This is a genomic window from Pseudomonas fluorescens, from assembly GCF_902498195.1.
Classification (GTDB): Bacteria; Pseudomonadota; Gammaproteobacteria; order Pseudomonadales; family Pseudomonadaceae; genus Aquipseudomonas; species Aquipseudomonas fluorescens_BU.
On sequence record NZ_CABVIY010000007.1, the window covers coordinates 360,816 to 384,386 of the forward strand.

Annotated in this window: 21 protein-coding genes; 8 read left to right on the forward strand and 13 right to left on the reverse strand. The window is 60.8% G+C overall.

Annotation, left to right across the window (positions count from 1 at the left end; translation table 11 throughout):
• Positions 1-44: 44 nt before the first annotated feature.
• The 10 genes from F8N66_RS25505 to F8N66_RS25550 all read right to left on the reverse strand — a co-directional run bounded on the left by F8N66_RS25505 (position 45) and on the right by F8N66_RS25550 (position 13,254).
• Complete coding sequence (locus tag F8N66_RS25505) at positions 45-1,511, reverse strand: flagellin (protein ID WP_150772782.1); 1,467 nt, start codon at positions 1,509-1,511, stop codon at positions 45-47.
• Positions 1,512-1,761: 250 nt separating this feature from the next.
• Positions 1,762-2,691, reverse strand: a complete 930-nt coding sequence (locus tag F8N66_RS25510) for a ketoacyl-ACP synthase III (protein WP_150772783.1) — start codon at positions 2,689-2,691, stop codon at positions 1,762-1,764.
• Positions 2,692-3,003: 312 nt separating this feature from the next.
• Positions 3,004-4,596, reverse strand: coding sequence for a flagellar hook-associated protein 3 (locus F8N66_RS25515; RefSeq protein ID WP_150772784.1), 1,593 nt, complete (start codon positions 4,594-4,596; stop codon positions 3,004-3,006).
• A 13-nt stretch (positions 4,597-4,609) separates the two neighbouring features.
• Positions 4,610-6,622 (reverse strand): flagellar hook-associated protein FlgK, encoded by a 2,013-nt coding sequence (gene flgK / locus F8N66_RS25520; protein WP_150772785.1) that lies wholly within the window; start codon positions 6,620-6,622, stop codon positions 4,610-4,612.
• A 23-nt stretch (positions 6,623-6,645) separates the two neighbouring features.
• Positions 6,646-7,935 (reverse strand): flagellar assembly peptidoglycan hydrolase FlgJ, encoded by a 1,290-nt coding sequence (gene flgJ / locus F8N66_RS25525; protein ID WP_150772786.1) that lies wholly within the window; start codon positions 7,933-7,935, stop codon positions 6,646-6,648.
• A 12-nt stretch (positions 7,936-7,947) separates the two neighbouring features.
• Positions 7,948-9,021, reverse strand: coding sequence for a flagellar basal body P-ring protein FlgI (locus F8N66_RS25530; protein WP_191623057.1), 1,074 nt, complete (start codon positions 9,019-9,021; stop codon positions 7,948-7,950).
• Positions 9,022-9,063: 42 nt separating this feature from the next.
• Complete coding sequence (gene flgH, locus F8N66_RS25535; RefSeq protein WP_150772788.1) at positions 9,064-9,759, reverse strand: flagellar basal body L-ring protein FlgH; 696 nt, start codon at positions 9,757-9,759, stop codon at positions 9,064-9,066.
• A 52-nt stretch (positions 9,760-9,811) separates the two neighbouring features.
• Positions 9,812-10,597 carry a flagellar basal-body rod protein FlgG gene (gene flgG / locus F8N66_RS25540; RefSeq protein ID WP_150772789.1) on the reverse strand — a complete coding sequence of 262 codons (786 nt, stop codon included), beginning with the start codon at positions 10,595-10,597 and terminating at the stop codon, positions 9,812-9,814.
• 45 nt (positions 10,598-10,642) lie between these two features.
• Positions 10,643-11,383, reverse strand: a complete 741-nt coding sequence (locus F8N66_RS25545) for a flagellar basal body rod protein FlgF (protein ID WP_077045755.1) — start codon at positions 11,381-11,383, stop codon at positions 10,643-10,645.
• A 311-nt stretch (positions 11,384-11,694) separates the two neighbouring features.
• Positions 11,695-13,254 (reverse strand): sigma-54-dependent transcriptional regulator, encoded by a 1,560-nt coding sequence (locus tag F8N66_RS25550; RefSeq protein ID WP_150772790.1) that lies wholly within the window; start codon positions 13,252-13,254, stop codon positions 11,695-11,697.
• 394 nt (positions 13,255-13,648) lie between these two features.
• Between F8N66_RS25550 and phhA the strand changes: the two genes are divergently transcribed.
• From phhA to F8N66_RS25580, 6 genes are all read left to right on the forward strand, one after another.
• Positions 13,649-14,440: a phenylalanine 4-monooxygenase gene (gene phhA / locus F8N66_RS25560; RefSeq protein ID WP_150772791.1), complete on the forward strand. Its 792-nt coding sequence runs from the start codon at positions 13,649-13,651 to the stop codon at positions 14,438-14,440.
• Between the two features lie 118 nt (positions 14,441-14,558).
• Positions 14,559-14,915: a 4a-hydroxytetrahydrobiopterin dehydratase gene (locus F8N66_RS25565; protein ID WP_084320536.1), complete on the forward strand. Its 357-nt coding sequence runs from the start codon at positions 14,559-14,561 to the stop codon at positions 14,913-14,915.
• Positions 14,915-16,108, forward strand: a complete 1,194-nt coding sequence (locus tag F8N66_RS25570; RefSeq protein ID WP_150772792.1) for an amino acid aminotransferase — start codon at positions 14,915-14,917, stop codon at positions 16,106-16,108. The genes F8N66_RS25565 and F8N66_RS25570 overlap by 1 nt, the downstream gene beginning before the upstream one ends.
• A gap of 247 nt (positions 16,109-16,355) precedes the next feature.
• Positions 16,356-16,487 (forward strand): hypothetical protein, encoded by a 132-nt coding sequence (locus F8N66_RS31980; protein ID WP_256576250.1) that lies wholly within the window; start codon positions 16,356-16,358, stop codon positions 16,485-16,487.
• Between the two features lie 72 nt (positions 16,488-16,559).
• Positions 16,560-16,742 carry a hypothetical protein gene (locus F8N66_RS25575; protein ID WP_150772793.1) on the forward strand — a complete coding sequence of 61 codons (183 nt, stop codon included), beginning with the start codon at positions 16,560-16,562 and terminating at the stop codon, positions 16,740-16,742.
• A gap of 103 nt (positions 16,743-16,845) precedes the next feature.
• The gene (locus F8N66_RS25580) at positions 16,846-18,045 is read left to right on the forward strand and encodes an MFS transporter (protein WP_150772794.1); all 1,200 of its coding nucleotides are present in this window, start codon (positions 16,846-16,848) and stop codon (positions 18,043-18,045) included.
• On the opposite strand, the gene arfB is transcribed toward F8N66_RS25580, so the two are convergent.
• The 3 genes from arfB to F8N66_RS25595 all read right to left on the reverse strand — a co-directional run bounded on the left by arfB (position 18,042) and on the right by F8N66_RS25595 (position 20,672).
• Positions 18,042-18,455, reverse strand: a complete 414-nt coding sequence (arfB, locus tag F8N66_RS25585) for an alternative ribosome rescue aminoacyl-tRNA hydrolase ArfB (protein WP_150772795.1) — start codon at positions 18,453-18,455, stop codon at positions 18,042-18,044. The two genes, F8N66_RS25580 and arfB, sit on opposite strands and share 4 nt — an antisense overlap.
• Before the next feature lie 22 nt (positions 18,456-18,477).
• Entirely contained in the window at positions 18,478-19,173 is a 696-nt protein-coding gene (locus F8N66_RS25590) for a pentapeptide repeat-containing protein (protein WP_150772796.1), read from the reverse strand.
• A gap of 152 nt (positions 19,174-19,325) precedes the next feature.
• On the reverse strand, positions 19,326-20,672 hold the full coding sequence (locus F8N66_RS25595; RefSeq protein WP_150772797.1) for a DEAD/DEAH box helicase: 1,347 nt from the start codon (positions 20,670-20,672) through the stop codon (positions 19,326-19,328).
• A gap of 192 nt (positions 20,673-20,864) precedes the next feature.
• Between F8N66_RS25595 and F8N66_RS25600 the strand changes: the two genes are divergently transcribed.
• Together F8N66_RS25600 and F8N66_RS25605 are read left to right on the forward strand one after the other, a co-directional pair.
• Positions 20,865-22,163, forward strand: coding sequence for a mechanosensitive ion channel family protein (locus F8N66_RS25600; RefSeq protein ID WP_150772798.1), 1,299 nt, complete (start codon positions 20,865-20,867; stop codon positions 22,161-22,163).
• A 120-nt stretch (positions 22,164-22,283) separates the two neighbouring features.
• Entirely contained in the window at positions 22,284-23,558 is a 1,275-nt protein-coding gene (locus tag F8N66_RS25605) for an OprD family porin (RefSeq protein ID WP_224790522.1), read from the forward strand.
• Positions 23,559-23,571: the final 13 nt, after the last annotated feature.

The following is a 23,571-nucleotide window of genomic DNA, read 5'->3' on the forward strand; positions in this document are numbered from 1 at the left end:
AGGGCGCGTAAACGCGCCCTTCCGTCAGTTACCGAGCGCCGGAATCAACCCAGCAGCTTCAGTACAGCCGATGGCAGCTGGTTAGCCTGGGACAGGATCGCGGTGGAAGCCTGTTGCAGGGTTTGCTGCTTGGTCAGCTGAGCGGTTTCAGCGGCGAAGTCAACGTCCTGGATCACACCACGAGCAGAAGTGGAGTTGTCCGAGATGGAGCGCAGGTTGGCCACGGTGCTGTCGAAACGGTTTTGTACCGCACCGAGGTCAGCACGCTGGGAGTCGATAGCCGAGATTGCCTGGCTGATCACGTCGATGGCGTTCTGAGCGTTGGCTGCAGTGGTCACGTCAGTGTTGGCAACAGTGGTTTTAGCCGAGCTGGCAGTAGCACCGGCACCGAACAGACCCGTTACACCTGGACCGCTCATGGAGTAGCTGTTGGCGGAGTTCAGGGAAACAGCACCCGTCGCTTGAATAACGGTTGCAGCGGCAGCTACGCCAGCGCCGAAGTTACCGGCACCGTCTTTGGCGGCAATTTTGATACCAGCGATTGCGCCAGCGTCACCATTGTTCAGCGCGATGTTCTCGCCAGTGTCGGATTTAACCGACAGGGTACCGGCCTTGGCATCGTAGTTAACGCTGATGCCCAGTTTGGCGGCGTTGGATTTCAGTTGGTCTGCCAGTTCAGCGGTGGTGGTCACACCAACCATCTTCACGGTAGTACCGCCAACACCAGCCACGCCACCTACGTTGATTTCGAAGTTGGCGTTCGATGGAGCTGCGGTTGCCAGGATGGCAGCGTTGTCTACAAAGAACTTGGCTTCAGTGCTGGCAGTCGCGGTCACGCCACCGATGGCTGCAGTGTTGATCTGCGAAGCGATGGTCTTGGCCGAAGAACCTGCTGCAACGGTGAAACCGCCGGATTGACCGCCACCAACCAGAGTTACCGCGCCGCCAGGCGTCAGGCCGGTTGCGCTTGGTGCGATTGCCAGGCTTTTCAGCTGCTGGGAACCGATGTTGTTAGCCGAAACGTCACCCAGAGTCATGTTGATGGTCTGGTTGGAGTTGGCGCCGACCTGGAACTGGGTAGTACCGAAGGAACCGTCCAGCAGGTTACGACCACCGAAAGTAGTGGTGGTGGAGATACGGGTCAGTTCGGCAGTCAGAGCAGCGTATTCAGCGTTGTTCGACTTACGGTCGTCATCGCTTGGCGAGCCGTTGGCGGAAGCCAGGGCCAGGGTACGCATTTTCTGCAGGATGTTGGTGGATTCCTGCATTGCGCCTTCAGCAGTTTGCGCGATGGAGATACCGTCACCGGCGTTCTTGATCGCTGCACCCAGGCCGTTGATCTGGCTGGTCAGACGGTTGGAAATCTGCAGGCCAGCGGCGTCGTCTTTAGCGCTGTTGATGCGCAGGCCGGAGGACAGGCGCTGCATCGAAGTCTGCAGGTTGCCGGAAGCTTTGTTCAGGTTGTTCTGAACGGTCAAGGAAGCAAGGTTGGTGTTTACTGTTAAAGCCATGACGAAATCCTCGTTGGATGGATACTTCGGCTTCCGGCCCTGACATCCGTCGGGTTTGGCCTAGAGAACCTACGTAATAGTTATCGTCGTGGGACCCGTTTGCTTGAGGGGTTTTTTTGAATTTTTTAGTGGCAGGGTGCCAGCCCTTTATATTCAAGGCTTTAGAGCCAGAAAGTCGGCGCCAGGAAAACGAAAAACGCCCGGAAACTTTCGTTTCCGGGCGTTTTATTTACGGCTGCGTTCGGCTGGATCAGCCGCGATAGAGAATCGCCGAGCCCCAGGACAGACCTACGCCGAAGCCGCTGATGGCCACACGCGTCCACTTCGAATCGAACACGTGGTTCTGCAACAACAGCGGAATGCTCGACGACACTGTGTTGCCGGTTTCGAGCATGTCCTTGACGAATTTCTCCGGCTCGCCCTCTTCGAAACGGCGCGCCACGGCATCGACGATCGCCGCACTGCCTTGGTGAATGCAGAAGGCATTGATGTCGCTGGCCTGCAGATTCGATTCGTCCAGCAGCTCATGCAAATGCGCCGGGACTTTGAGCAAGGCAAAGTTGAAGACCTGGCGACCGTTCATGAAGAACACGCCGTCGGTGACTTTCAGGTGCGGGGCGCCGGAACCGTCGGTGCCGAACTTCGACTTGCCCAGTTGCCAGACCGCGTTTTCACCCATCCAGGTCGCGGTGGCGGCATCGCCGAACAGCATGGTGGTGTTGCGGTCTTCCGGATCGACGATCTTCGAGTAGGGATCGGCGGTGATCAGCAGGCCGTTTTTCAGCCCTGCTGCTTCCATGAAGCCCTTGATCGCGTACAGGCCGTAGACGTAACCGGAACAGCCCAGGGAAATATCGAAAGCGGCCACATGGGTCGGCAGGCCCAGCTTGTCCTGCACGATGGCAGAGGTGTGCGGCAAGCCTTCTTCATCACCGTTCTGGGTGACGACGATCAGGCAGTCGATGGATTCACGCTTGAGTTCGGGACTGGCGGCGAACAGCGCATTGGCGGCTTCGACACACAGATCGGAAGTTTCCTGAGCGGCATCCATGCGCGGCAAAAACGCCGAACCGATCTTGCCAAGGATGAAGGTTTCGTCCTTGTCGAACTTTGCACCCTGGGCGTAGTTATCAACCCCGGCGGTCGGCACGTAACTCGCTATATTTTTTATGCCAATCATTATGGCTTCCCAATAATAAACAGCTGAACATCGCCGCTCGCTGAATCGAGGGCGTCTACAGTCGGGGCCCGGCCCCCAAAGGAGGCAACGTCGGGCTTCAAGAAACGCCTTGAACAGCCCGCCACCTTCACCGCCCGCAGACAGGATACAGTGAAGATGCGCGTTTTGACTGACGGGTCACTCAGAGATCGAGGGTTTATTTGATTTTGTGGTCCGGATTCCGCCCCGTCCTGCGGGATTCCCAGCCAAAAAAATGTAAAAAAAAAGCCAGTCCCCTGTGACAGGGACTGGCCGCGAGCGGTCAGGACCGACTCAAAGCTTGTTGAACAGGCTCAGCTGGGACACCTTGGCGAACGCCAGTTGCGCGGCCTGCAGCATGGTCTGTTGCAGGGTCAGGCGCGTCAGCACTTCTGCAGGGTCGATATCTCTGATACCGCTGGTGGTCGACTCGTTGATCAGTCCGGTGCTCGTATTCTGGTCACGCTGCATATCCATCACGTTACCCCGGGCGCCGATCGCGCCACGCGCCAGGTCGACCTGGTTCTTGGAGTTGTTCAGGTTGGCGATGGAGGAAGCAATCGAGTCTGATAGAAAACGCTGTGCAGCCGGATTGCCATCGGTCGGCGCATCAAGTGCCGAACGCAGCTGGCTGATGGTATCGAGCACGTTCTGGGTCTGGTGGGTATTGACCGCGATATCGAACTGATCACCTGCCACTGGCGTCGGCGGTGTGCCGCCCAGGGTAAAGCTGACACCGGCTGCCGTCGCCACGCCAGCCACCACGGTCCCGGTGGTCACCGGTGTACTGGTGCTGGTCAACGGACGCGCATACAGCTCGAAGGCTCCTGGCCCCGTGAACTTCAGGACCGCACCGCCTTCCGGGAAAAAGCTCTGGTAATCGGCGGCGTTGGTCACTGTCGTCTGGCTGATGATAGCCGTCGATAGGTTGCCCGGCGCACGGTTGCTGACGAAGCTGTCCGGTTTGGCCGACAGCTGAAAACTGTGACCGGCGATCACGGCGTCAGCACTGGCCGAGTCCGCAGGCGTATCTGTGGACTTGAATGTAATATCCAGCTTGAAGGTCACGCCGCGGAAGTTGATATCGGAGCCACCCTTGGCATTCGGGTCAAACACGCCACCCCCGGTCGCCTCGGCCGTCCTGTCGTTGCCGGCGGCATCCGTGATCTTGAACTGAGTGCTGCTGGTGAATGCCAACGTGTAAGGCTCGCCGCCACGAAAATTCGCATCGAATGCCGGGCCTGAGCTCACCAGACCTGGCGACAAGGCCACGCGCCCGTCATCGACGACCGGCAATGTCATTGTGGTCGAACTGCGGGCCGCGTTGATCGCCTGCTGGAAAACATCCCAACCGGTGTCGTTCAGACCCAGCGACATCGAGTCACCGATCTTCAGTTGCAGCTGAGTTTGATCACCCTGATAGCTGTAGGTGCCGTCGCTGTTTTTTACAAAAGGCTGAGTGTTGTTGCTGGCGCCGGAGAAAATGTATTTGCCGTTGGCGTCCTTGCTGTTCATCAGGCTCAGCAATTGTTCTTCCGCTTGCTTGAGCTCGGACGCAATGGATTTACGGTCATCGTCGTTCAACGAACCGCCACCGGCGCGCACGGCCAGCTCACTGACTTTCTGCAACGTGTTGTTGATGCTGTCCAGCACGCTTTCTTCCTGCGCCTGGGCAGTGTTCAACGCGTTGATGTTGGTGGTGTACTGACCCAACATGGCTTTTTGCTGATCCAGTTGCAGCAAGCGGGCGGCACCGACCGGATCATCAGCGGCCGTCGTGACCTTAAGGTTGCTGCTGGCCTGCTCGGCCGTCTTCATCACATTGTTGAGGTTGCGAGAATAGTTGGCAGCCGTCGTCGCGTAATACTGTGCGGTAGAAATGCGCATGTTCTACGGCTCCTTAAAGGGCATTGATCAGGGTGCTGAAAATTTCCTGCGCAGTCTTGATGATCTGCGAAGAGGCCGTGTAGTACTGCTGATACTTGGTCAGGTTACCTGCCTCTTCATCGAGGTCGACGCCCGACAGCGAGTCACGGGCGTTGCGGGCACCGGTCACGATGGTGTCGGTGGCCGTGGCATCCAGCTGGCCCTGCCTGGTCAGGGAGCCGACAGTCGTGACCAGACCGCCGTAGGCATCGGTAAAGCTCACACCCGGATTGGTGGACGTGGCGCCGACCGTGGCCTTCGATTGCAAGGCGAGCAACGCCTGGGCATTGCGGTTGTCGGTACTGCTGGCGTCGGTCATGCCGATGTTGAAGCTGTCACCCGACGCCGGGCTGCCGCTGACGGTCATCGCCACTTTGAAGGATTTGGCGGCGCCACCGGCATCGGTGTAAGGCACGTTGATGCTCAGGTCATTGTTCTGGCCAGGCACGATGCTGCCAGTGCCGATGCTGTTGCCCTTGGCATCGAACACTTCATAGGCGGTCGCGCTGGTCATCAGCATGCGCACCGGCATCGACGCCTTGACCGCGGTTTGCACTTCCAGGCGCTGGACCGGATCGTAGATGTCCAGCACGGTGCTCAGGCTCGGCTGGCTGACCGCGCCGGTGCCGTCATTGCCCGAGGCCTTGGTGGAGGTCAGCGGCGCCGACGTGGCCAGGGTCTTGGCGTCGGTCATCACCGTGGCCATGTCCGCGGCAGCGCTGCGGGTCGGGGTAATCTTGAACGTATCGCCGGCAGCGACCGTACCGGCGTTGATGCTCAGGCTGAAACCGTCAATGACCGGTTGTGCAGCGGGCGGCGTGGCGAACGCGAAGTTGCCCATGTCGGTGTTGTCCGACAGGCGACGCACGTTGTAGCCGGTCGCCGTGACGGTCACTTCATAATCGCTGGCCATCAACTTGCTGGTGTCGTTGATGGTGACGTTCAGGTTGCCGGACGCCGGGTCGTTGTTGCCATTGGCAATGCTGCGCTGGCTGATGGCTGCCAGGCTGTTGATGTTGTTGAACAGTGCCGCGCCGAAATTGCCGTTCTGGTCCAGGCCCTGGCCCAATTGTTTGTTGACCTGATCAGCCACGACCATGGCGATGCGCCCCAGGCCGTTGACCGCAGGCGTCAGCACGTCGTTGCGATAACGCACCAGTCCGCCCATCTCGCCACCGCTCATCACGTTGGTGATGTCGATCGACGAGCCATTGCGATCCAGGATGATCGAGGAGCGGGTCGGATCGACCGGGTCCGGGGCCACGCGCAATGTGTTGACGACATTGCCAACCACCAGCGGCTGGCCACTGCCCAGGTAGATATCGAGCCGGCCTTCGGTTTCGGTGACCTGGGTGCCGATCAGCTCGTTGAGCTGGCGGACGGTTTCGTTACGCTGGTCCAGCAGTTCGTTGGGCGTGCCACCGGAACTGCCGACTTCGGCGATTTTCTTGTTGTACGCCGCCACGGTCGAGGCGAGTTTGTTGACCTGGTCGGCCATCGAGCCCAGCTGGTCGTTGATGTAGTTGTTCTGCTGGTTCAATTGCTGGGAAATCGAATTGAAGCGACTGCTCAGGCCCTGGGCATTGGTCAGCAACGCCTGACGCGCGGCGGAATCGTTGGAGTTGCCGGCCAGGGTCTGCAAGGACGTGAAGAACGCCTGCAATGATTTGGTCACGCCGGTGCCGCTGTCGGACAGCAGCTTGTCGACCTGGGTGGCCTGCCCCAGATACGCCTGCGCATCGCTGTTGAGCGACGTGGTGGTCTGCAACTGTGCATCGAGGTAGCTGTTGTACACCCGACGCACATCGGCCAGCGTGGTGCCGGTGCCGATGAACACATTGCCGTACTGAATAGAACTTTTACTGTTCTGCACAGTTTGTTGGCGCGAGTACCCGACGGTATCGACGTTGGAAATGTTATTACCGGTAGTCACCAACGAGGCGTGGCTAGCGGACAGACCCGACATTCCGATGTTGAGCAAACTCATGGTTCAGACCTTATACCTTGTGTCTATAAAGGCGTCGTGGAGGCGCCCGCCGCGGCGTAGTTCTGATAACTCGTCATCTGCCGGGCTATCTGCGAAATCTTGCTTGCGTAGTTCGGGTCGGTGGCGTAACCGGCCTTTTGCAACTCGCGTACAAACTGTTCTGGGTTATCGGCCGACTTCACGACATCTTGATAGCGATTGTTGGATTGCAGCAGCGTGACCAGATCATGAAAACTGTCCTTGTAGGAATCGTAGGAACGGAACTCCGCCGTCTCCTTGACCATCTCGCCATTCCTGAATTCGCTGGTGATCGCCCGCGCCGAATCGCCCTTCCAGCTGCTGCCGGTCTTGATGCCGAACAGGTTGTGGCTGCTGCTGCCATCCTGGGCACGCATGACCGATTTGCCCCATCCGGTTTCCAGCGCGGCCTGGGCCACCAGGTAACGCGGATCGACACCGATGCGGTCGGCGGCCTCCTTGGCCATCGGCAGCATGGTGTTGACGAATTCGTCGGCGGAACCGAAGGCTTTCTTCGCCGGCGCCAGGGGAATCTGGGCGATGGCGCGACCGTGGATCTGCAGGCCACCGCTGGCGGCATTTTGCGCATTGGCCAGCCAGTCGCCGTTGAACAGCGGGCCCGAGCCGGTCGTGGTGACGCGCTCCGGCAGTTGAGTCTGTTGGGTTGCCACGGTGGCCGCCGCGGACGTCGTCGCGGAGGGCACCAGGCCGGCCAGCAAGCGATCGGCAAGTTTCGGCGGCAAGGCCAGCCGACGCTGATTGATCAGCGCCATGTCATTGCGATGCGCGCCCTCGCCTGCCGGCGCGCTGAGCGAGCGCGAAGCCCACAACGGACGCTCGCCATTGACCCGCGACAGCGGCCCGTTGGTTGCCGCAGTACCCGCGGCGACCGGCGTTTGCGCGGCGGCTTTCGCGGCTTCCTGCTTGGCGGCCGACAAGGTCGCCGCCTCACCCGGCGCCAGCGGTTTGTTCTTCGACATCTGCCGCATCAGCACATCCGCCAGGCCAATACCGCCGCCCTCGCGGGACATGGAAACGGCCAGCTGCTGGTCGTACATTTCCTGGTATTGCTTGGCCTCCGCGGTGTTCATCGGATTGTCCTTGCCCAGCGCTTCGGTGGCCGAGCGCATGGACTTGAGCATCTCGCCAAGGAACAACGACTCGAACTCCTGCGCAACCTTGCGCATGTTCGCGTCGCTGTTCTTGTCGCCGACCTTCAGCTGATTGAGCCGGTTCAGGTCGGAAAACGCACCCGAATCGCTGCTGCTCACCCGACCGCTCTTGTACATATCCATGGTCGCCGTCCTTTAGATCACGATCAGGTCGGCTTGCAAGGCGCCGGCCTGTTTCAGCGCTTCGAGGATGGCCATCAAGTCACCCGGCGCCGCGCCGACCTGGTTCACCGCACGCACGATTTCGTCGAGGGTGGTGCCCGGGCCGAACTTGAACATCGGCTTGGCTTCCTGCTGGGCATTGACCCGCGAGCGCGGCACGACCGCCGTCTGGCCATTGGACAGAGGGCCGGGCTGACTGACGATCGGGTCTTCGGTGATGGTCACGGTCAGGCTGCCGTGGGTGACGGCGGCCGGGGACACCTTGACGTTCTGCCCGATCACGATGGTGCCGGTGCGGGAGTTGATGATGACTTTCGCCACCGCCTGGCCCGGATCGATTTCGAGGTTTTCGAGGATCGACAGGTAGTCGACACGCTGGCTTGGGTCCAGCGGCGCAGTGACGCGAATCGAACCGCCATCGATGGCCTGGGCCACGCCAGGGCCGAGCATGTCGTTGATCTTGTCGACCACACGCTTGGCCGTGGTGAAATCGGAACGGTTGAGGTTCAGGGTCAGGCTGTTGCCCTGGTTGAAACCGCTCGGCACCGAGCGCTCGACCGACGCACCGCCGGGGATGCGGCCGGCCGACGGAACGTTGACCGTGATCTTGGAACCGTCACGCCCTTCGGCATCGAAACCGCCGACCACCAGGTTGCCCTGGGCCACCGCGTAGACGTTGCCGTCGATACCCTTGAGCGGCGTCAGCAGCAACGTGCCGCCGCGCAGGCTCTTGGAGTTACCGATGGACGAGACGGTGATGTCGACCTGCTGCCCCGGCTTGGCGAACGCTGGCAGATCGGCACTGATCGACACCGCCGCGACGTTCTTCAACTGCACGTTGCCCGATCCCGGCGGCACCTTGATGCCGAACTGCGAGAGCATGTTGTTGAAAGTTTGCAGGGTGAACGGGGTCTGGGTCGTCTGGTCGCCAGTACCGTTAAGCCCGACCACCAGGCCGTAGCCGATCAATTGGTTGGAACGCACGCCGGAAATGCTGGCGATGTCCTTCAGCCGCTCGGCTTGAACGTTGAAGGCTGCCGACAGCATCAGGGCAGCAACGATGAGACTTCTGAAATTCAACGTAGCCACCTAGAAAGGGAACAGCGGGCTGAGGAAGAAACGGTCGAACCAGCCTGGCTGACTCGCATCGGCAAACGAGCCGGTACCCGAGTAGGTGATGCGCGCATCGGCGACACGGGTCGACGACACGGTGTTGTCGGTGGCGATGTCATCGGCGCGCACCAGGCCGGCAATCCGCACCAGTTCGTCACCGGTGTTGAGGGTCAGCCACTTCTCGCCGCGCACGGAGATGATGCCGTTGGGCAGGACGTCGGCGACCGTCACGGTGATCGAGCCGGTCAGGCTGTTGCCCTGCCCGGCCTTGCTGTCGCCCTTGGTCGCGCGGTCGCCTTCGTAGCTGGCGCTCAGGCTCAGGTCGCCACTGCCGAACGGATTGTTGGTGGTGGCGCTGCTACCGAACAACGAACTCAGGCCGATGCCGGTCTTGCTGTTCTTCGCCACTTGCGAGTTGGCGTTTTTGCTGGCCTGGGTCTTTTCGTTCAGGGTGATGGTGATGATGTCGCCCACCCGGAACGCCTTGCGGTCCGAGTACAGATTTTGTTCGAACCCGGCCTGGTAGATCGAGCCGTTGTTCGCGGCAGCCGGCAACGGCGTGCGCGGCAACACCGGGGCGTAGTAAGGGTCATTGGGCTTGGGCGTCACAGGCACGCAGCCTGCGAGCGCGGTGATCCCACTCAGTGCCAGAACAGAGACGAAGCGTTTCATGACCCTACCTCACGGTGTTGCAGGCGACCTCATGGCCGCCTCTTGGACTTGATTACAGATTCTGCGTTACGAACGAGAGCATCTGGTCGGCGGTGGAGATCACCTTGGAGTTCATCTCGTAGGCACGCTGAGTGGTGATCATGTTGACCATCTCTTCAACGGTGCTGACGTTGGAGGTTTCCAGGGTGTTCTGCAGCGTGGTGCCAAAACCGGCCAGGCCCGGGGTGCCGACTTGCGGCGCACCGCTGGCGGCGGTTTCCAGGAACAGGTTGTTGCCCACGGCCTGCAAGCCGGCCGGGTTGATGAAGTCGGCGGTTTGCAGGTTGCCGATCACCTGGGGAGCCGGGTTGCCGTTCACAGTGATGGACACGGTGCCGTCACGGCCGACGGTAAACGTCTGGGCTTCGTTCGGGATGACGATGGCCGGCTCCAGGGCGAAACCGCTGGCGTTGACGATCTGGCCATTGGAATCGAGGTGGAACGTGCCGTCACGGGTATAGGAGGTGGTGCCGTCCGGTTGCAGGATCTGGAAGAAACCGCGACCGTCGATGGCCATGTCCAGCGGCTGTTCGGTGGTTTGCAGGCTGCCGGCGTTGAAGTTTTTCTGGGTGCCGACGATGCGCACACCAGTACCCAGTTGCAGGCCCGACGGCAGTTCGCTGTCCTGGGTCGACTGGGCGCCTGGCTGACGCTTGATCTGGTAGAGCAGGTCCTGGAACTCGGCGCGGTCACGTTTGAAACCCGTGGTCGACACGTTGGCCAGGTTGTTGGAAATGGTGGTCAGGTTGGTGTCCTGGGCGGACAGACCGGTTTTGGCAACCCATAGAGCCGGAAGCATTCGATTCTCCTCGTGCGCCTGTTTTACGGCGCGACGTTCTGGTAATTAGCTGATCTGCAAGACCCGAGCCATGGCCTGGTCGTCTTCTTTGGCGGTGTTCATCATCTTGATGTGCAGCTCGAACTGCTTGGACAAGGCCAGCACCGAGGTCATTTCGTCCACGGCATTGACGTTGCTCGACTCAAGGAAACCGGACACCAGCTTGACGTTGGCATCGGCTTGCGCCGGCTGGCCGTCCTTGGTGTGGATCGAACCGTCCAGGCCCTTGGTCATGTTCTTGATGTCCGGGTTGACCAGTTTGATGCGGTCCACTTCCGCCATCACGCGAGGACCTTCGCCCATCGCACGGATGCTGATGGTGCCGTCCTCGCCGACTTCGATCTGCTGCTCGGGCGGCACGGCGATCGGTCCGCCATTGCCGATCACCGGCATGCCGTTGCCGGCGCGCAGCACGCCCAGGGCATCGACCACCAGGCTGCCGGTGCGCACGTAGCTTTCACCGCCATCGGGGTTCTGCACCGCCAGCCAGCCGTTGCCTTGCACGGCGACATCGAGGTCGCGGCCGGTTTCGACCAGCGAGCCCGGGGAGAAGTCGGTGGCCGGGCGTTCGGACATGGCAAACGCACGCGCCGGAAAGCTGTCACCGAACACCGGCATCGAACGCGCCTGCTCCAGGTCTTTCTGGAAGCCGTTGGTAGAGATGTTCGCCAGGTTGTTGGCATGAGCCTTCTGCGCCAGTGCATTCTGGCTGGCGCCGGTCATTGCCACATAAAGGTACTTGTCCACACTCTTTCCTCTGCCTGCCGGACGTTTGCCGCCCACTGCTGTACTGATGAGCGATAAGCAATTTGCAGACCAACTTGATTTCGGCGGCGCGAAGCCCGGCAAACAAAGGACTTGAGGGTTTTTGAGCGGATTGGGGGGAATGGATCGGAGACGAAAAACCGGCGGTGTCATGCCGCTTCGCGGCAACCCCTGGTCTTGTGTTGACGGTACTGGCGCCTTCGCGAGCAAGCCCGTTCCCACAGGAGGCGCGCGTTCAACTGTGGGAGCGGGCTTGCTCGCGAAGAGGCCACCACCATCACAACAAGAGCCAGCTAAGACTCAGTCTTGCCCACTTCATACTCACGCAATTTATTGGCAATGGTGGTATGCGAAACCCCCAGCCGCTTGCCCAGTTGCCGGCTGCTCGGATGCTCGGAATACAACCGCTCCAACACCGCTTTCTCGAAGCGCCCGACGATCTCGTCCAGCCCGCCCTCCAGCGAAAAGTCCCCCAGCGGCTGACGCACGCCGTAGTCCGGCAGGCGAATGTGCTCGGCCTTGACCGTCCCGCCGTCGCACAGGGAAACCGCCTGGAACAATACGTTTTCCAGTTGCCGGACATTGCCCGGCCAATGGTAATGGCTGAGCCGGTCCATGGCCGCCGGCGCCAGCCTGGGCAGCGGGCAACCGATTTGCCGGCTGGCCTGGTCGAGGAAATGCTCAACCAGCGGCGGCAACCCGTCGAGGCATTCGCGCAGCGGCGGGATGTGCAGCGACAGCACGTTCAAGCGGTGATACAGGTCCTGGCGAAACTCGCCGCGCGCGCACAACTCGGACAAGTCGACCTGGGTCGCGCAGATCACCCGCACATCGAGGTAGACCTCCTCATCGCTGCCGACACGGCGGAAGCAGCCATCCTGCAGGAAGCGCAGCAATTTCACCTGCAAGCGCGGGCTCATTTCGCCGACACCATCGAGAAACAGCGTACCGCCCGCCGTCAGCTCCAGCAGCCCGAGCTTGCCCTCGGCCCGGGCCCCTTCAAAGGCACCGGGGCCGTAGCCGAACAGTTCGGTCTCGGCCATGGATTCCGGCAGGCCGGCGCAATTGAGCGCCATCAACGGCGATTGCCCGCGCGGGCTGGCCAAATGGCAGGCGCGGGCCAACAACTCCTTGCCGGTGCCGGTTTCACCTTCTATTAACAGTGGCGCATCGAGTGGCGCCATGCGCCGCGCTTCGCGCACCACGGCAGCCATCACTTTGGAACTTTGGAAGATGCTGTCAAAACCACGCAGCTCCTGTTTGCGCACGTTGTAGATGCGCTCCCCGACCCGGTCGGCGCGGTGCAGCGTCAGCACGGCACCGGCCATGGCTTCGCTGTCGTCATGCTCCGATTGCAGCGGCGCGATGTCCGCCAGGAAGACATCACCCTTGACCTTGACGCGCATGCCGTTGATCCGCGATTTGTTGGCGCGGACCAGCTCCGGCAAGTCGAAATCTTCGGCGTAGCGCGACAGCGGAATCCCCGGCACTTCATCGACCCGCACCCCCAGCAACTGCGCCGCCGCGCGGTTGGCCGCGACGATGGACCCGCCCATGTCGATCGACAGCACCGGAAACTCCAGGGCGCCGAGCAAGGCATTGAGTTCCATGTGCCGACGCTCGCTGGGCATCAGCCCTACGCGCTTGACGCCGAAGACCCCGGCTATCGCCTCGAATTTCGGACGCAGCGCCTGGAATTGAATGTTGATCAGGTTCGGGCAGTGCAGGTAGATCGCGTTGCCATGCTCACCGCCCACCTCACCACGAGCGACGTTGATGCCGTACTCCACCAACAGGTTGAGAATGTCGCGCAGGATGCCGATGCGGTTCTGGCAGTGGACTTTGATACGCATAGAAAGGCCCGATAAAACGCTGAGTGAGGTTGATGCTGCCCCTGTGGGAGCGGGCTTGCTCGCGAATGCGGTGTGCCATGCAACACAGATGTCGACTGACAAGCCGTCTTCGCGAGCAAGCCCGCTCCCACAAGGGAATAACAGGGCCTACAGGGAAAATTTCTGCTGTGGCGCCGATATAGTCGTCAAGATTATGTGACAGGCACGACGCTTTTCAAACCCGCAAAGCTCAATACCTGCGCATCAAAGGTTAATCCGTAACGAAAATTTTACGATATTCGGCGTTTTTACTTGCGCAGCAGCGCAACCCCCTGCTGCAACGGCGCAATCCTTGAGGTATTCCTAGCTCCATAGCAGGACATAACAAGAACGAATCCCTTAGCAGGAGAGCAGCATGAAGCAGACGCAATACGTGGCTCGCGAGCCCGATGCGCAAGGTTTTATCGACTACACCGCTGAAGAACACGCGGTGTGGAACACGCTGATCACTCGCCAACTGAAAGTGATCGAAGGGCGTGCGTGCCAGGAATACCTGGACGGTATCGAAAAACTCGGCCTGCCCCACGACCGCATTCCGCAACTGGGCGAGATCAACAAGGTCCTCGGTGAAACCACCGGCTGGCAAGTCGCCCGCGTTCCGGCGCTGATCCCCTTCCAGACCTTTTTCGAATTGCTCGCCAGCAAGCAGTTTCCAGTAGCGACCTTTATTCGCACCCGCGAAGAGCTGGATTACCTGCAAGAGCCGGACATTTTCCACGAGATCTTCGGCCACTGTCCGTTGCTGACCAACCCCTGGTTCGCCGAATTCACCCACACCTACGGCAAACTTGGCCTGCAGGCGTCCAAGGAAGAGCGCGTGTACCTGGCGCGCCTGTACTGGATGACCATTGAGTTCGGCCTGCTCGATACGCCGCAAGGCCAGCGCATCTACGGTGGCGGCATCCTCTCCTCACCGAAGGAAACCGTGTACTGCCTGTCGGACGAGCCGGAGCATCAGGCGTTCGATCCTCTGGAATGCATGCGCACCCCGTACCGCATCGACATTTTGCAGCCCCTGTATTTTGTCTTGCCGGACCTCAAGCGCCTGTTCGACCTGGCCCACGAAGACATCATGGGCATGGTCAAGCAAGCGATGCAGATGGGTTTGCACGCGCCGAAATTTCCGCCAAAACCAAAAGCCGCCTGAACCGCTGCTTTTACGATCAAGTGTGTCTGTGTGAAAACCGCGCTTTGCTTTAACGTGAGCGCTCTTCATCCAGATGCATGACGACCGATTTCCATTTTTTCGATTCCAGGAATTCATCATGTCCACATTGAACCAAGCCCATTGCGAAGCCTGCCGCGCCGACGCCCCACAAGTCAGCGACGAAGAACTGCCGATCCTGATCAAGCAGATCCCTGACTGGAACATCGAAGTCCGCGACGGCATCATGCAACTGGAAAAAGTCTTCCTGTTCAAAAACTTCAAGCATGCCCTGGCGTTCACCAACGCCGTCGGCGAAATCTCCGAGGCCGAAGGTCACCACCCGGGCCTGCTGACCGAGTGGGGCAAAGTCACCGTGACCTGGTGGAGCCACTCGATCAAGGGCCTGCACCGCAACGACTTCATCATGGCCGCGCGCACGGACGAAGTGGCCAAGGACGCCGAGGGCCGCAAATAATGCATTTCGACGCCATCGGCCGGGTGCCCGGCGACCCGATCCTCGGCCTGATGGAGGCCTTTGCGCAGGATCCGAACCCGCGCAAATTCGACCTGGGCGTGGGTGTCTACAAGGATGCCCTTGGCCTGACACCGATATTGCAGTCGGTGAAACTGGCCGAAGCGCGCCTGGTGGATCGTCAAGCCACCAAGACCTACATTGGCGGCCACGGCGAACCGGCGTTCGGCAAAGTCATCAATGAGCTGGTGCTCGGTGCCGACTCGAAACTGATCCGCGACCACCGTGCCGGCGCCACCCAGACCCCGGGGGGCACCGGTGCGTTGCGCTTGAGCGCGGACTTCATCGCCCAATGCCTGCCGGGCCGTGGCGTGTGGTTGAGCAACCCGACCTGGCCGATCCACGAAACCATTTTCGCCACGGCCGGGGTCAAGGTCAGTCACTACCCGTACGTGGGCAGCGACAATCGTCTCGACGTCGAGGCTATGCTCGCGGTGCTCAATGAGGTCCCCAAGGGCGATGTGGTGCTGCTGCACGCCTGCTGCCACAACCCGACCGGCTTCGATCTGACCCATGACGACTGGCACCGGGTGCTGGAGGTGGTGCGTCGACGTGAGTTGCTGCCGCTGATCGACTTCGCCTACCAGGGCTTTGGCGATGGCCTGGAACAGGATGCCTGGTCGACCCGGCTGTTCGCCGCCGAATTGCCGGAAGTGTTGATCACCAGCTCTTGCTCGAAGAATTTCGGTCTGTACCGCGACCGCACCGGCGCGCTGATCGTCTGCGCGAAAACCGCTGACAAGCTGCTGGATATTCGCAGCCAACTGGCCAACATCGCCCGCAACCTGTGGTCGACGCCGCCCGACCACGGTGCCGCGGTGGTGGCGACCATCCTTGGCGATCCAGAACTGAAAAACCTCTGGAGCGACGAGGTGGAAGCCATGCGGTTGCGCATTGCCCAACTGCGCAACGGCCTGCTGGAAGCACTGGAGCCCTACGGTTTGAGCGAGCGTTTTGCGCACATCGGCGTGCAGCGCGGGATGTTTTCCTACACCGGATTGACGCCGGAGCAGGTCAGGCAGCTGCGCGATCATCACAGTGTGTACATGGTCGGCACCGGCCGGGCGAACGTGGCGGGCATCGATGCGACGCGCCTGGATCTGCTGGCCGAGGCGATCGCCAAGGTCTGCCAGTAACACCTCCCCTGTAGGAGCTGTCGAGTGTAACGAGGCTGAGATCTTTTGATTTTCAAGCAAGATCAAAAGATCGCAGCCTGCGGCAGCTCCTACCGCACCGCCCTCACAAACCTGTCTATACAATCCCATTCGTCGAAACAAATGGATATAAAAGTCTGTTTGTCATTTCCCGTGCTGTATCCTGCCCCTGCTTTTTAAAAGCGCGGATCTACCAGATCTATCAACAGACTTAGCGAGGAGCGCGACTATGCACGAGATTCCTAATCTCCCCTTCCCAAGCCTGCACGAACCTGAGCAGACGACCACGCAACAAGCCGGCGCCCAACAGCCCGAGCCCAAAGAAGCATCTGACAGCCGCCAGGCTGACAGCGAAGACTGAAACACCCGCCGTACAGACCGTGTGGAAAGCGCTAACATGCGCTTTCCACACTGCCTGAACCGAGCCCCGCCCATGACCGACGACTTCAGCGAAGCGCAAGCCAGCGTTCTGATCGGCACCGCCGAGAAAATGATCGAGATCTGGAATCGCCTGCCGCCCGAAAAACAAGCCGCGTTGCTCGCCCGCTTCGGCAGCGAGGAAAATGCCTTGGCCGCCCTGGTCACCACGCAACTGGTGGCGCCCGCCAAGCCTTGACGTGCCCAACGGGCAAATAGTTTTACTTTTTCACCATCCACGAACGCGTGCACCGTTATCATAAGCAGCCTATCTAATCCTGCTTCCCCGTGGACCTTTACCCATGTCTGAAAACCAGCGCCCCCTGGCGGTCACGCTGCAAGTTGTTTCCATCGTCCTGTTTACCTTTATCGGCTACCTGAATATCGGCATTCCCCTGGCGGTATTGCCCGGTTACGTCCACAGCGACCTGGGCTTCGGCGCGGTGATCGCGGGGCTGGTGATCAGCGTGCAATACCTCGCCACCCTGCTCAGCCGTCCCTACGCCGGAAAAATCATCGACAACAAGGGCAGCAAGCTGGCGGTGATGTACGGCCTGGCCGGCTGCGGCCTGAGCGGCGTGTTCATGCTGATTTCGGCGTGGACCCAGCACCTGCCGATGCTGAGTTTGATCAGCCTGCTGATTGGTCGCCTGGTCCTTGGCAGCGCGGAAAGCCTGGTGGGCTCAGGCTCTATTGGTTGGGGCATCGGCCGGGTCGGTGCGGCGAATACCGCCAAGGTGATCTCCTGGAACGGTATCGCCAGCTACGGCGCATTGGCGGTCGGAGCACCGCTGGGCGTATGGCTGGTCGGGCAGCTGGGTCTGTGGAGCATGGGCGTGAGCATTGTGCTGCTGGCGATGCTCGGCCTGCTGCTGGCCTGGCCGAAAATCGCCGCGCCGATCGTGGTCGGTGAGCGCTTGCCATTCATGCACGTACTCGGGCGGGTGCTGCCCCACGGTTGCGGCCTGGCATTGGGCTCCATCGGTTTCGGCACCATCGCCACCTTCATCACCCTGTACTACGCCACCCAGCATTGGGATAACGCCGTACTGTGCCTGAGCCTGTTCGGCGCCAGCTTCATCGGTGCACGCCTGTTGTTCGGCAACCTGATCAATCGCCTGGGCGGCTTTCGCGTGGCGATTGCCTGCCTGTCGGTGGAAACCCTGGGCCTGTTGCTGCTGTGGCTGGCACCCGATGCGCATTGGGCACTGGCGGGTGCGGCGCTGAGCGGTTTCGGCTTCTCGCTGGTGTTCCCGGCGCTGGGGGTTGAAGCCGTCAACCTGGTGCCGGCTTCCAGTCGCGGCGCGGCCGTCGGCGCTTATTCGCTGTTCATCGATTTGTCGCTGGGGATCACCGGGCCATTGGCCGGTGCGGTGGCCGCAGGGTTCGGTTTTGCGTCGATCTTCCTGTTCGCCGCACTGGCCGCCATCAGCAGCCTGCTGCTCTGCATTTACCTGTACCGGCAGGCGCCGAAACACCGCGAGGCGCGGCAAACCCGCTAGAAATCCACCTTGCCGCGCCCGGCCTTGATGTTGCCGCGCTTGCTCTTGGATTCAAGCCGGCGGGTCTTTGAACCGAGGGTCGGCTTGGTCGGGCGGCGTTTCTTTTCGACCTTGGTGGCACTGAGGATCAGGTCGGTCAGGCGCGCCAGCGCATCGGCGCGGTTCTGCTCCTGGGTGCGGTATTGCTGGGCCTTGATGATCAACACGCCGTCGCTGGTGATACGACTGTCGCGCAGCGCCAGCAACCGTTCCTTGTAGAACTCGGGCAAGGACGAGGCCGGTATGTCGAAGCGCAGGTGCACGGCGCTGGAGACCTTGTTGACGTTCTGCCCACCCGCGCCCTGGGCGCGAATGGCGGTCAACTCGATCTCGGCATCCGGCAGATGCACGTTGTTGGAAATCACCAGCATGGACAGTCACCACCTCTGGTCGCTAGGCGACCGATAAACCCAACTCTGACAACAGCATCGAGGCCTGTGCCCGGGAAATCACGGCCCCCTTGAACAGTTTGGCATCACTGAGCCGGAAACCGCTCAAATCGGCACCGCGCAAATCCGCACCGGCGAAGGTGGCGCCATTGATACGCGCATGGGCCAGGCTGCAATCGACAAACTCGGCCTTGCGAAAGTCTGCATCGCTCAAGTCCGCTTCGGAAAAATCCAGGTTGTTCAGTGTGCTCCTGGCGAAGGACATTCCCGACAGAAAGGCACTGTTGAGCCGCGTTTCATTGAAGGACAGACCCAGGCTCGAACAATGGCTGAAGTTGGCACCGGTCAGCTTGCACCCGGTGAACGCGACCTGCGCCAATTTGGCTCGCTGCCAGCGTGTGTTGTTCAGATCACAATTATTGAACGATGCCTCCAGCAGGTGCGCCGCCTCGAAAACCGCGTGCGCGCCTCGGCAGCCCTTCCATTGCGTGCCTTCCAGGCGTGCGCCAAGAAACTGGCTGCGCAGCAGGGTGCAACGCTGGAACTCGCAGCCATCGAGCACCAGCCTCGACAGATCAACATCGGTGAAGTCCACGCCGATGAAGCGCAATGGCCCGTCGTGTTGCTCGATCAGCGCCTGAACGTCTTCACGTCCGAGCGTTTCGGCCTCGATCTCATAGTGTGCCTGCCCTTCGCCCATGCCTGTCTCCTGACTGATTTGAAATAACGGAACGCAGTTTATCGCGACGCTACGCCGGATCGCCGCCTGAAACCGCGGCTTAACCTGGATACCCCGCATAAGAAAAATGCCCGTATCTTGCGATACGGGCATTTTTTCTCCAGCTCCAGCGCTTATTCAGCCGCCGGCGCCTCCGGCTTGCGGCGCTTGAGCGGGGCCATGCCGTCCTTGCTGACCAGCGACGGCGCTTCGGCCTTCGGACGATTGGCGCTCTTGCGCTTGGTCGGGGTCTTGGCGGCGACTTTTTTCTTGTCGCCCTTGGCGTCGGTCTTTTTCTTCTTCACGCCGACAGCCTTGCCAGAGGCCTTGACCTTTTTCGGTCCGCCGTAGGTGCCTTTGACTTCCTTGATGGTGCGGCGCTCGAAGCTCTGCTTGAGGTAGCGCTCGATGCTCGACATCAGGTTCCAGTCGCCGTGGCAGATCAGCGAGATGGCCAGGCCGTCGTTGCCGGCGCGACCGGTACGACCGATGCGGTGGACGTATTCGTCGCCGCTGCGCGGCATGTCGAAGTTGATCACCAGGTCCAGGCCGTCGACGTCCAGGCCGCGTGCGGCCACGTCGGTCGCCACGAGGATTTTCACCCCGCCCTGCTTCAGGCGGTCGATCGCCAGCTTGCGATCCTTCTGGTCCTTGTCGCCGTGCAGCACGAACGCCTTGTATTCCTGCGCCACCAGGCGGCCGTAGATACGGTCGGCCATGGCCCGGGTGTTGGTGAAGACGATGGCCTTCTGGTAGGTCTCGTTGGCCAGCAGCCAGTTGACGATCTGTTCTTTGTGCTGGTTGTGGTCGGCGGTGATGATCTGCTGACGAGTGGTCTCGTTCAGCTGGCTGACCGCGTTGAGCTGCAAGTGCTCAGGGTTGTTGAGCACCTTGGCGACCATCTCGCGCAGGCCCGAACCACCGGTGGTGGCGGAGAACAGCATGGTCTGCTGACGGTTGGTGCACTCGTCCACCAGGCGCTGTACGTCTTCGGCGAAACCCATGTCGAGCATGCGGTCGGCTTCGTCGAGCACCAGCACTTCGACTTCCTTGAGGTCGAGATTGCCGGCGTTCAGTTGCTCGATCATCCGCCCTGGCGTACCGATCAGGATGTCCGGCACCTTGCGCAGCATGGCGGCCTGGACCTTGAAGTCTTCACCGCCGGTGATCAGGCCGGACTTGATGAAGGTGAACTGCGAGAAGCGTTCAACTTCTTTCAACGTCTGCTGGGCCAGTTCGCGGGTCGGCAGCAGGATCAGGGTCTTGATGCTGACGCGGATCTTGGCCGGGCCGATCAGGCGGTTGAGGATCGGCAAGACGAAGGCGGCGGTTTTGCCGCTGCCGGTTTGCGCTGTCACCCGCAGGTCACGTCCCTGGAGCGCCAGCGGAATAGCCGCTGCTTGCACAGGCGTTGGCTCGACAAATTTCAGCTCGGCCACGGCTTTGAGCAGGCGTTCGTGCAGGGCGAATTCGGAAAACACGGGTGCTACCTCGAAGAAATACAAAAAATCAGCTGCATAGGGTAACGGTTTCGAGCGCGAAGGCCGAGTTTCTTTATGCAATCGGCAGTAAACAGTGGCTTTTTTGTTGCCTGATTTGTCCCCGAACGTAATACAAAGCGTCTTAAATGCTCTAATCGCCCGTCGCGTCTTACAGAAGAATCGTTTTTGCCCATGGATATCAAACAGCTCTGGCTCAATGCCCAAGACCTTTGGGGCGCCCTTGATCAGCACCCGATTGTGCATGCCAGCCTGGCGCTGGTGCTGCTGGTGGTGATCGCCCTGGCACTCGGACGAGTGGCGCGTTACCTGATCCTGCATGCCAGCCGCATGCTCGGCCGCCAGCCGGCCCTGCACTGGATCAACGATTTTCGCCACAACAAGGTGTTTCAACGCCTGGCACAGATGACGCCGTCGCTGGTGATCCAGTTCGGCCTGCACCTGGTGCCCGAGCTGAGCAAAACCGCGATGGTTTTCCTTGGCAACGTGGCGCTGGCGTTCACCATCCTGTTCCTGGTGTTGTCCGTCAGCGCCCTGCTCAACGCCTTGCTGGACATCTACGCCCGCACCGAACACGCCCGCACCCGCTCGATCAAGGGCTATGTGCAGCTGGCGAAAATGGTCCTGTACGTGTTTGGCGCGATCATCATCGTCGCGACGCTGATCGATCGTTCGCCACTGTTGCTGCTCTCGGGCCTGGGCGCCATGTCGGCGGTGATTCTGTTGGTCTACAAAGACACGCTGCTGTCCTTCGTCGCCAGCGTGCAGCTGACCAGCAACGACATGCTGCGGGTTGGCGACTGGATCGAGATGCCCCAGGTCGGCGCCGATGGCGATGTGGTGGACATCACCCTGCACACGGTCAAAGTGCAGAACTTCGACAAGACCATCGTCTCCATTCCGACCTGGCGCCTGATGTCCGAATCATTCAAGAACTGGCGCGGCATGCAGCAGTCCGGTGGCCGACGGATCAAGCGCAGCCTGTTCATCGACGCCAGCGGCGTGCGCTTCATCCGCGATGACGAAGAGCAGAAACTGTCCCAGGTGCATCTGCTGACGGACTACATCAGCCGCAAGCAGGCTGAACTCAAGGCCTGGAATGAAGCCCAGGGCAACGTCGCGGCGATGTCGGCCAACCGTCGACGGATGACCAACATCGGGACGTTCCGCGCCTATGCGCTGGCGTATCTCAAGAGCCATCCGGAGATCCAGCCGAACATGACCTGCATGGTCCGGCAGATGCAGACCACGGCCCAGGGCATTCCGCTGGAGATCTACTGCTTTACCCGCACCACGGCGTGGGCGGATTACGAGCGGATTCAGGGGGACATTTTCGATTACTTGCTGGCGGTGCTGCCGGAGTTTGGCCTGAGCCTGTACCAGCAGCCGAGCGGTACGGATCTGCGCGCCGGGCTGTTGCCGGCCGTGCTGGGCGCGAGCCACATCCCGGCGTCTGAAAAACAAGTGATGTAAACAGCACAGCCGTCCAATCCCGCCTGCGCAAAATGCGCGACGCTACCTCGATCCGAATTCGCGAGGCCTGGCATGCGTACAGAAAATCAGGTGGCTCGACTGGGGTTGTCCCTGTGGCTGATGGGTACCTGGGGCACCACCCTGGCTGCCGAGCCTTTGGCACAAGGCGTTGTGGACGGCTCGACCGTCGACCTGCTGGGTCGCAACTTCTTCCTGCACAACGACTACCGCTCCCCCTCCCCGGCAAACAAGAACTACAAACAGGAATGGGCCCAAGGCTTTATCGCCTCGTTTGCCTCCGGCTTTACCGCCGGCACGGTCGGATTCGGGGTCGATGCCCACGGCTTTCTCGGCGTGAAACTGGATGGCGGCAAGGGGCATGCCGGGACGGGCCTGCTGCCGCTGGATTCAGAAGGCCGCAGTGCCAGCAACTATTCCAGCGCCGGTGGCGCGTTGAAACTGCGCACGTCCCGCACCACCTTGGCCTACGGCGAGATGACCGTCGAAACCCCGGTGTTCGACACCGCCGACAAGCGCTTGCAACCGGAATATGCCACGGGTTTGCTGCTCGACAGCCGGGGGCTTGACGACCTGCATTGGCAGGCCGGGCACTTCACCGCCTTCAAGAATCAGGACGCCTCAACGAGCAAGGGAGACTTTACGGGCTACGGGGCGAGCACCCAGGCTGGCGGGATCAGTTTCCTCGGCACCCGGTTGTTCGAAGACAAACCGTTGGGCGGCGCCCTGTACGCCTCCGAACTGAGCGACACCTGGCATCAGTACTACGCCAACCTGCACCTCAAACAATCCGGGGTCTTCCTCGACAGCAATGTCTATCACACCCGGGATTACGGCAAGGCCGTGGCCGGAGCGATCGATAACACCGCCTACAGCCTGTCAGGCAAATACACCGTCGGCGCCCAGGGCTTTACGTTGGCCTATCAGAAGATCCAGGGCGACACGCCGTTCGACTTTGTCGGCGGCGATTCGATTTACCTCGCCAACTCGATCAAATACGCCGACTTCAACGGCCCCGGCGAACGCTCGTGGCAGGCTCGCTACGACCTCGACCTGGGCGCCTTCGGCCTCCCCGGCTTGAAATTCATGACCCGCTACGTCACCGGTCGCGGCATTGACGGCACCCATGCCCCCCAAGGTGGCGCGTACAACCCGTTCGACCCGGACAGCGGCCAATACGTCCCGCAACAAGGGGATGGCGGGCGTCATTGGGAGCGGGATATCGACCTGCGCTACATCGTGCAATCGGGACCGGCCAGGGATTTGTCAGTGCAGGTGTCCCACGTGACCCATCGGGCCAACAGCGCTCAGGCCGGGGATGACATCGACCGGGTCTACATCGTCATCGAGTACCCCCTGAAGCTGGGGCGCTTTTGAGCAAAAACAATTG

What these genes read in the sequence shown, in the direction of transcription:
- F8N66_RS25570 (WP_150772792.1), top strand. Translation starts at nt 14,915, where the DNA reads ATGCATTTCGACGCCATCGGCCGGGTGCCCGGCGACCCGATCCTCGGC.
- F8N66_RS25565 (WP_084320536.1), top strand. Translation starts at nt 14,559, where the DNA reads ATGTCCACATTGAACCAAGCCCATTGCGAAGCCTGCCGCGCCGACGCC.
- flgG (WP_150772789.1), bottom strand. Translation starts at nt 10,597, where the DNA reads ATGCTTCCGGCTCTATGGGTTGCCAAAACCGGTCTGTCCGCCCAGGAC.
- F8N66_RS25550 (WP_150772790.1), bottom strand. Translation starts at nt 13,254, where the DNA reads ATGCGTATCAAAGTCCACTGCCAGAACCGCATCGGCATCCTGCGCGAC.
- arfB (WP_150772795.1), bottom strand. Translation starts at nt 18,455, where the DNA reads ATGCTGGTGATTTCCAACAACGTGCATCTGCCGGATGCCGAGATCGAG.
- F8N66_RS25530 (WP_191623057.1), bottom strand. Translation starts at nt 9,021, where the DNA reads ATGCTGTCGGCAGCCTTCAACGTTCAAGCCGAGCGGCTGAAGGACATC.
- flgK (WP_150772785.1), bottom strand. Translation starts at nt 6,622, where the DNA reads ATGAGTTTGCTCAACATCGGAATGTCGGGTCTGTCCGCTAGCCACGCC.
- F8N66_RS25590 (WP_150772796.1), bottom strand. Translation starts at nt 19,173, where the DNA reads ATGGGCGAAGGGCAGGCACACTATGAGATCGAGGCCGAAACGCTCGGA.
- phhA (WP_150772791.1), top strand. Translation starts at nt 13,649, where the DNA reads ATGAAGCAGACGCAATACGTGGCTCGCGAGCCCGATGCGCAAGGTTTT.
- F8N66_RS25600 (WP_150772798.1), top strand. Translation starts at nt 20,865, where the DNA reads ATGGATATCAAACAGCTCTGGCTCAATGCCCAAGACCTTTGGGGCGCC.
- F8N66_RS25515 (WP_150772784.1), bottom strand. Translation starts at nt 4,596, where the DNA reads ATGCGCATTTCTACCGCACAGTATTACGCGACGACGGCTGCCAACTAT.
- F8N66_RS25510 (WP_150772783.1), bottom strand. Translation starts at nt 2,691, where the DNA reads ATGATTGGCATAAAAAATATAGCGAGTTACGTGCCGACCGCCGGGGTT.
- F8N66_RS25580 (WP_150772794.1), top strand. Translation starts at nt 16,846, where the DNA reads ATGTCTGAAAACCAGCGCCCCCTGGCGGTCACGCTGCAAGTTGTTTCC.
- flgJ (WP_150772786.1), bottom strand. Translation starts at nt 7,935, where the DNA reads ATGGATATGTACAAGAGCGGTCGGGTGAGCAGCAGCGATTCGGGTGCG.
- F8N66_RS31980 (WP_256576250.1), top strand. Translation starts at nt 16,356, where the DNA reads ATGCACGAGATTCCTAATCTCCCCTTCCCAAGCCTGCACGAACCTGAG.
- F8N66_RS25605 (WP_224790522.1), top strand. Translation starts at nt 22,284, where the DNA reads ATGGGTACCTGGGGCACCACCCTGGCTGCCGAGCCTTTGGCACAAGGC.
- F8N66_RS25505 (WP_150772782.1), bottom strand. Translation starts at nt 1,511, where the DNA reads ATGGCTTTAACAGTAAACACCAACCTTGCTTCCTTGACCGTTCAGAAC.
- flgH (WP_150772788.1), bottom strand. Translation starts at nt 9,759, where the DNA reads ATGAAACGCTTCGTCTCTGTTCTGGCACTGAGTGGGATCACCGCGCTC.
- F8N66_RS25575 (WP_150772793.1), top strand. Translation starts at nt 16,560, where the DNA reads ATGACCGACGACTTCAGCGAAGCGCAAGCCAGCGTTCTGATCGGCACC.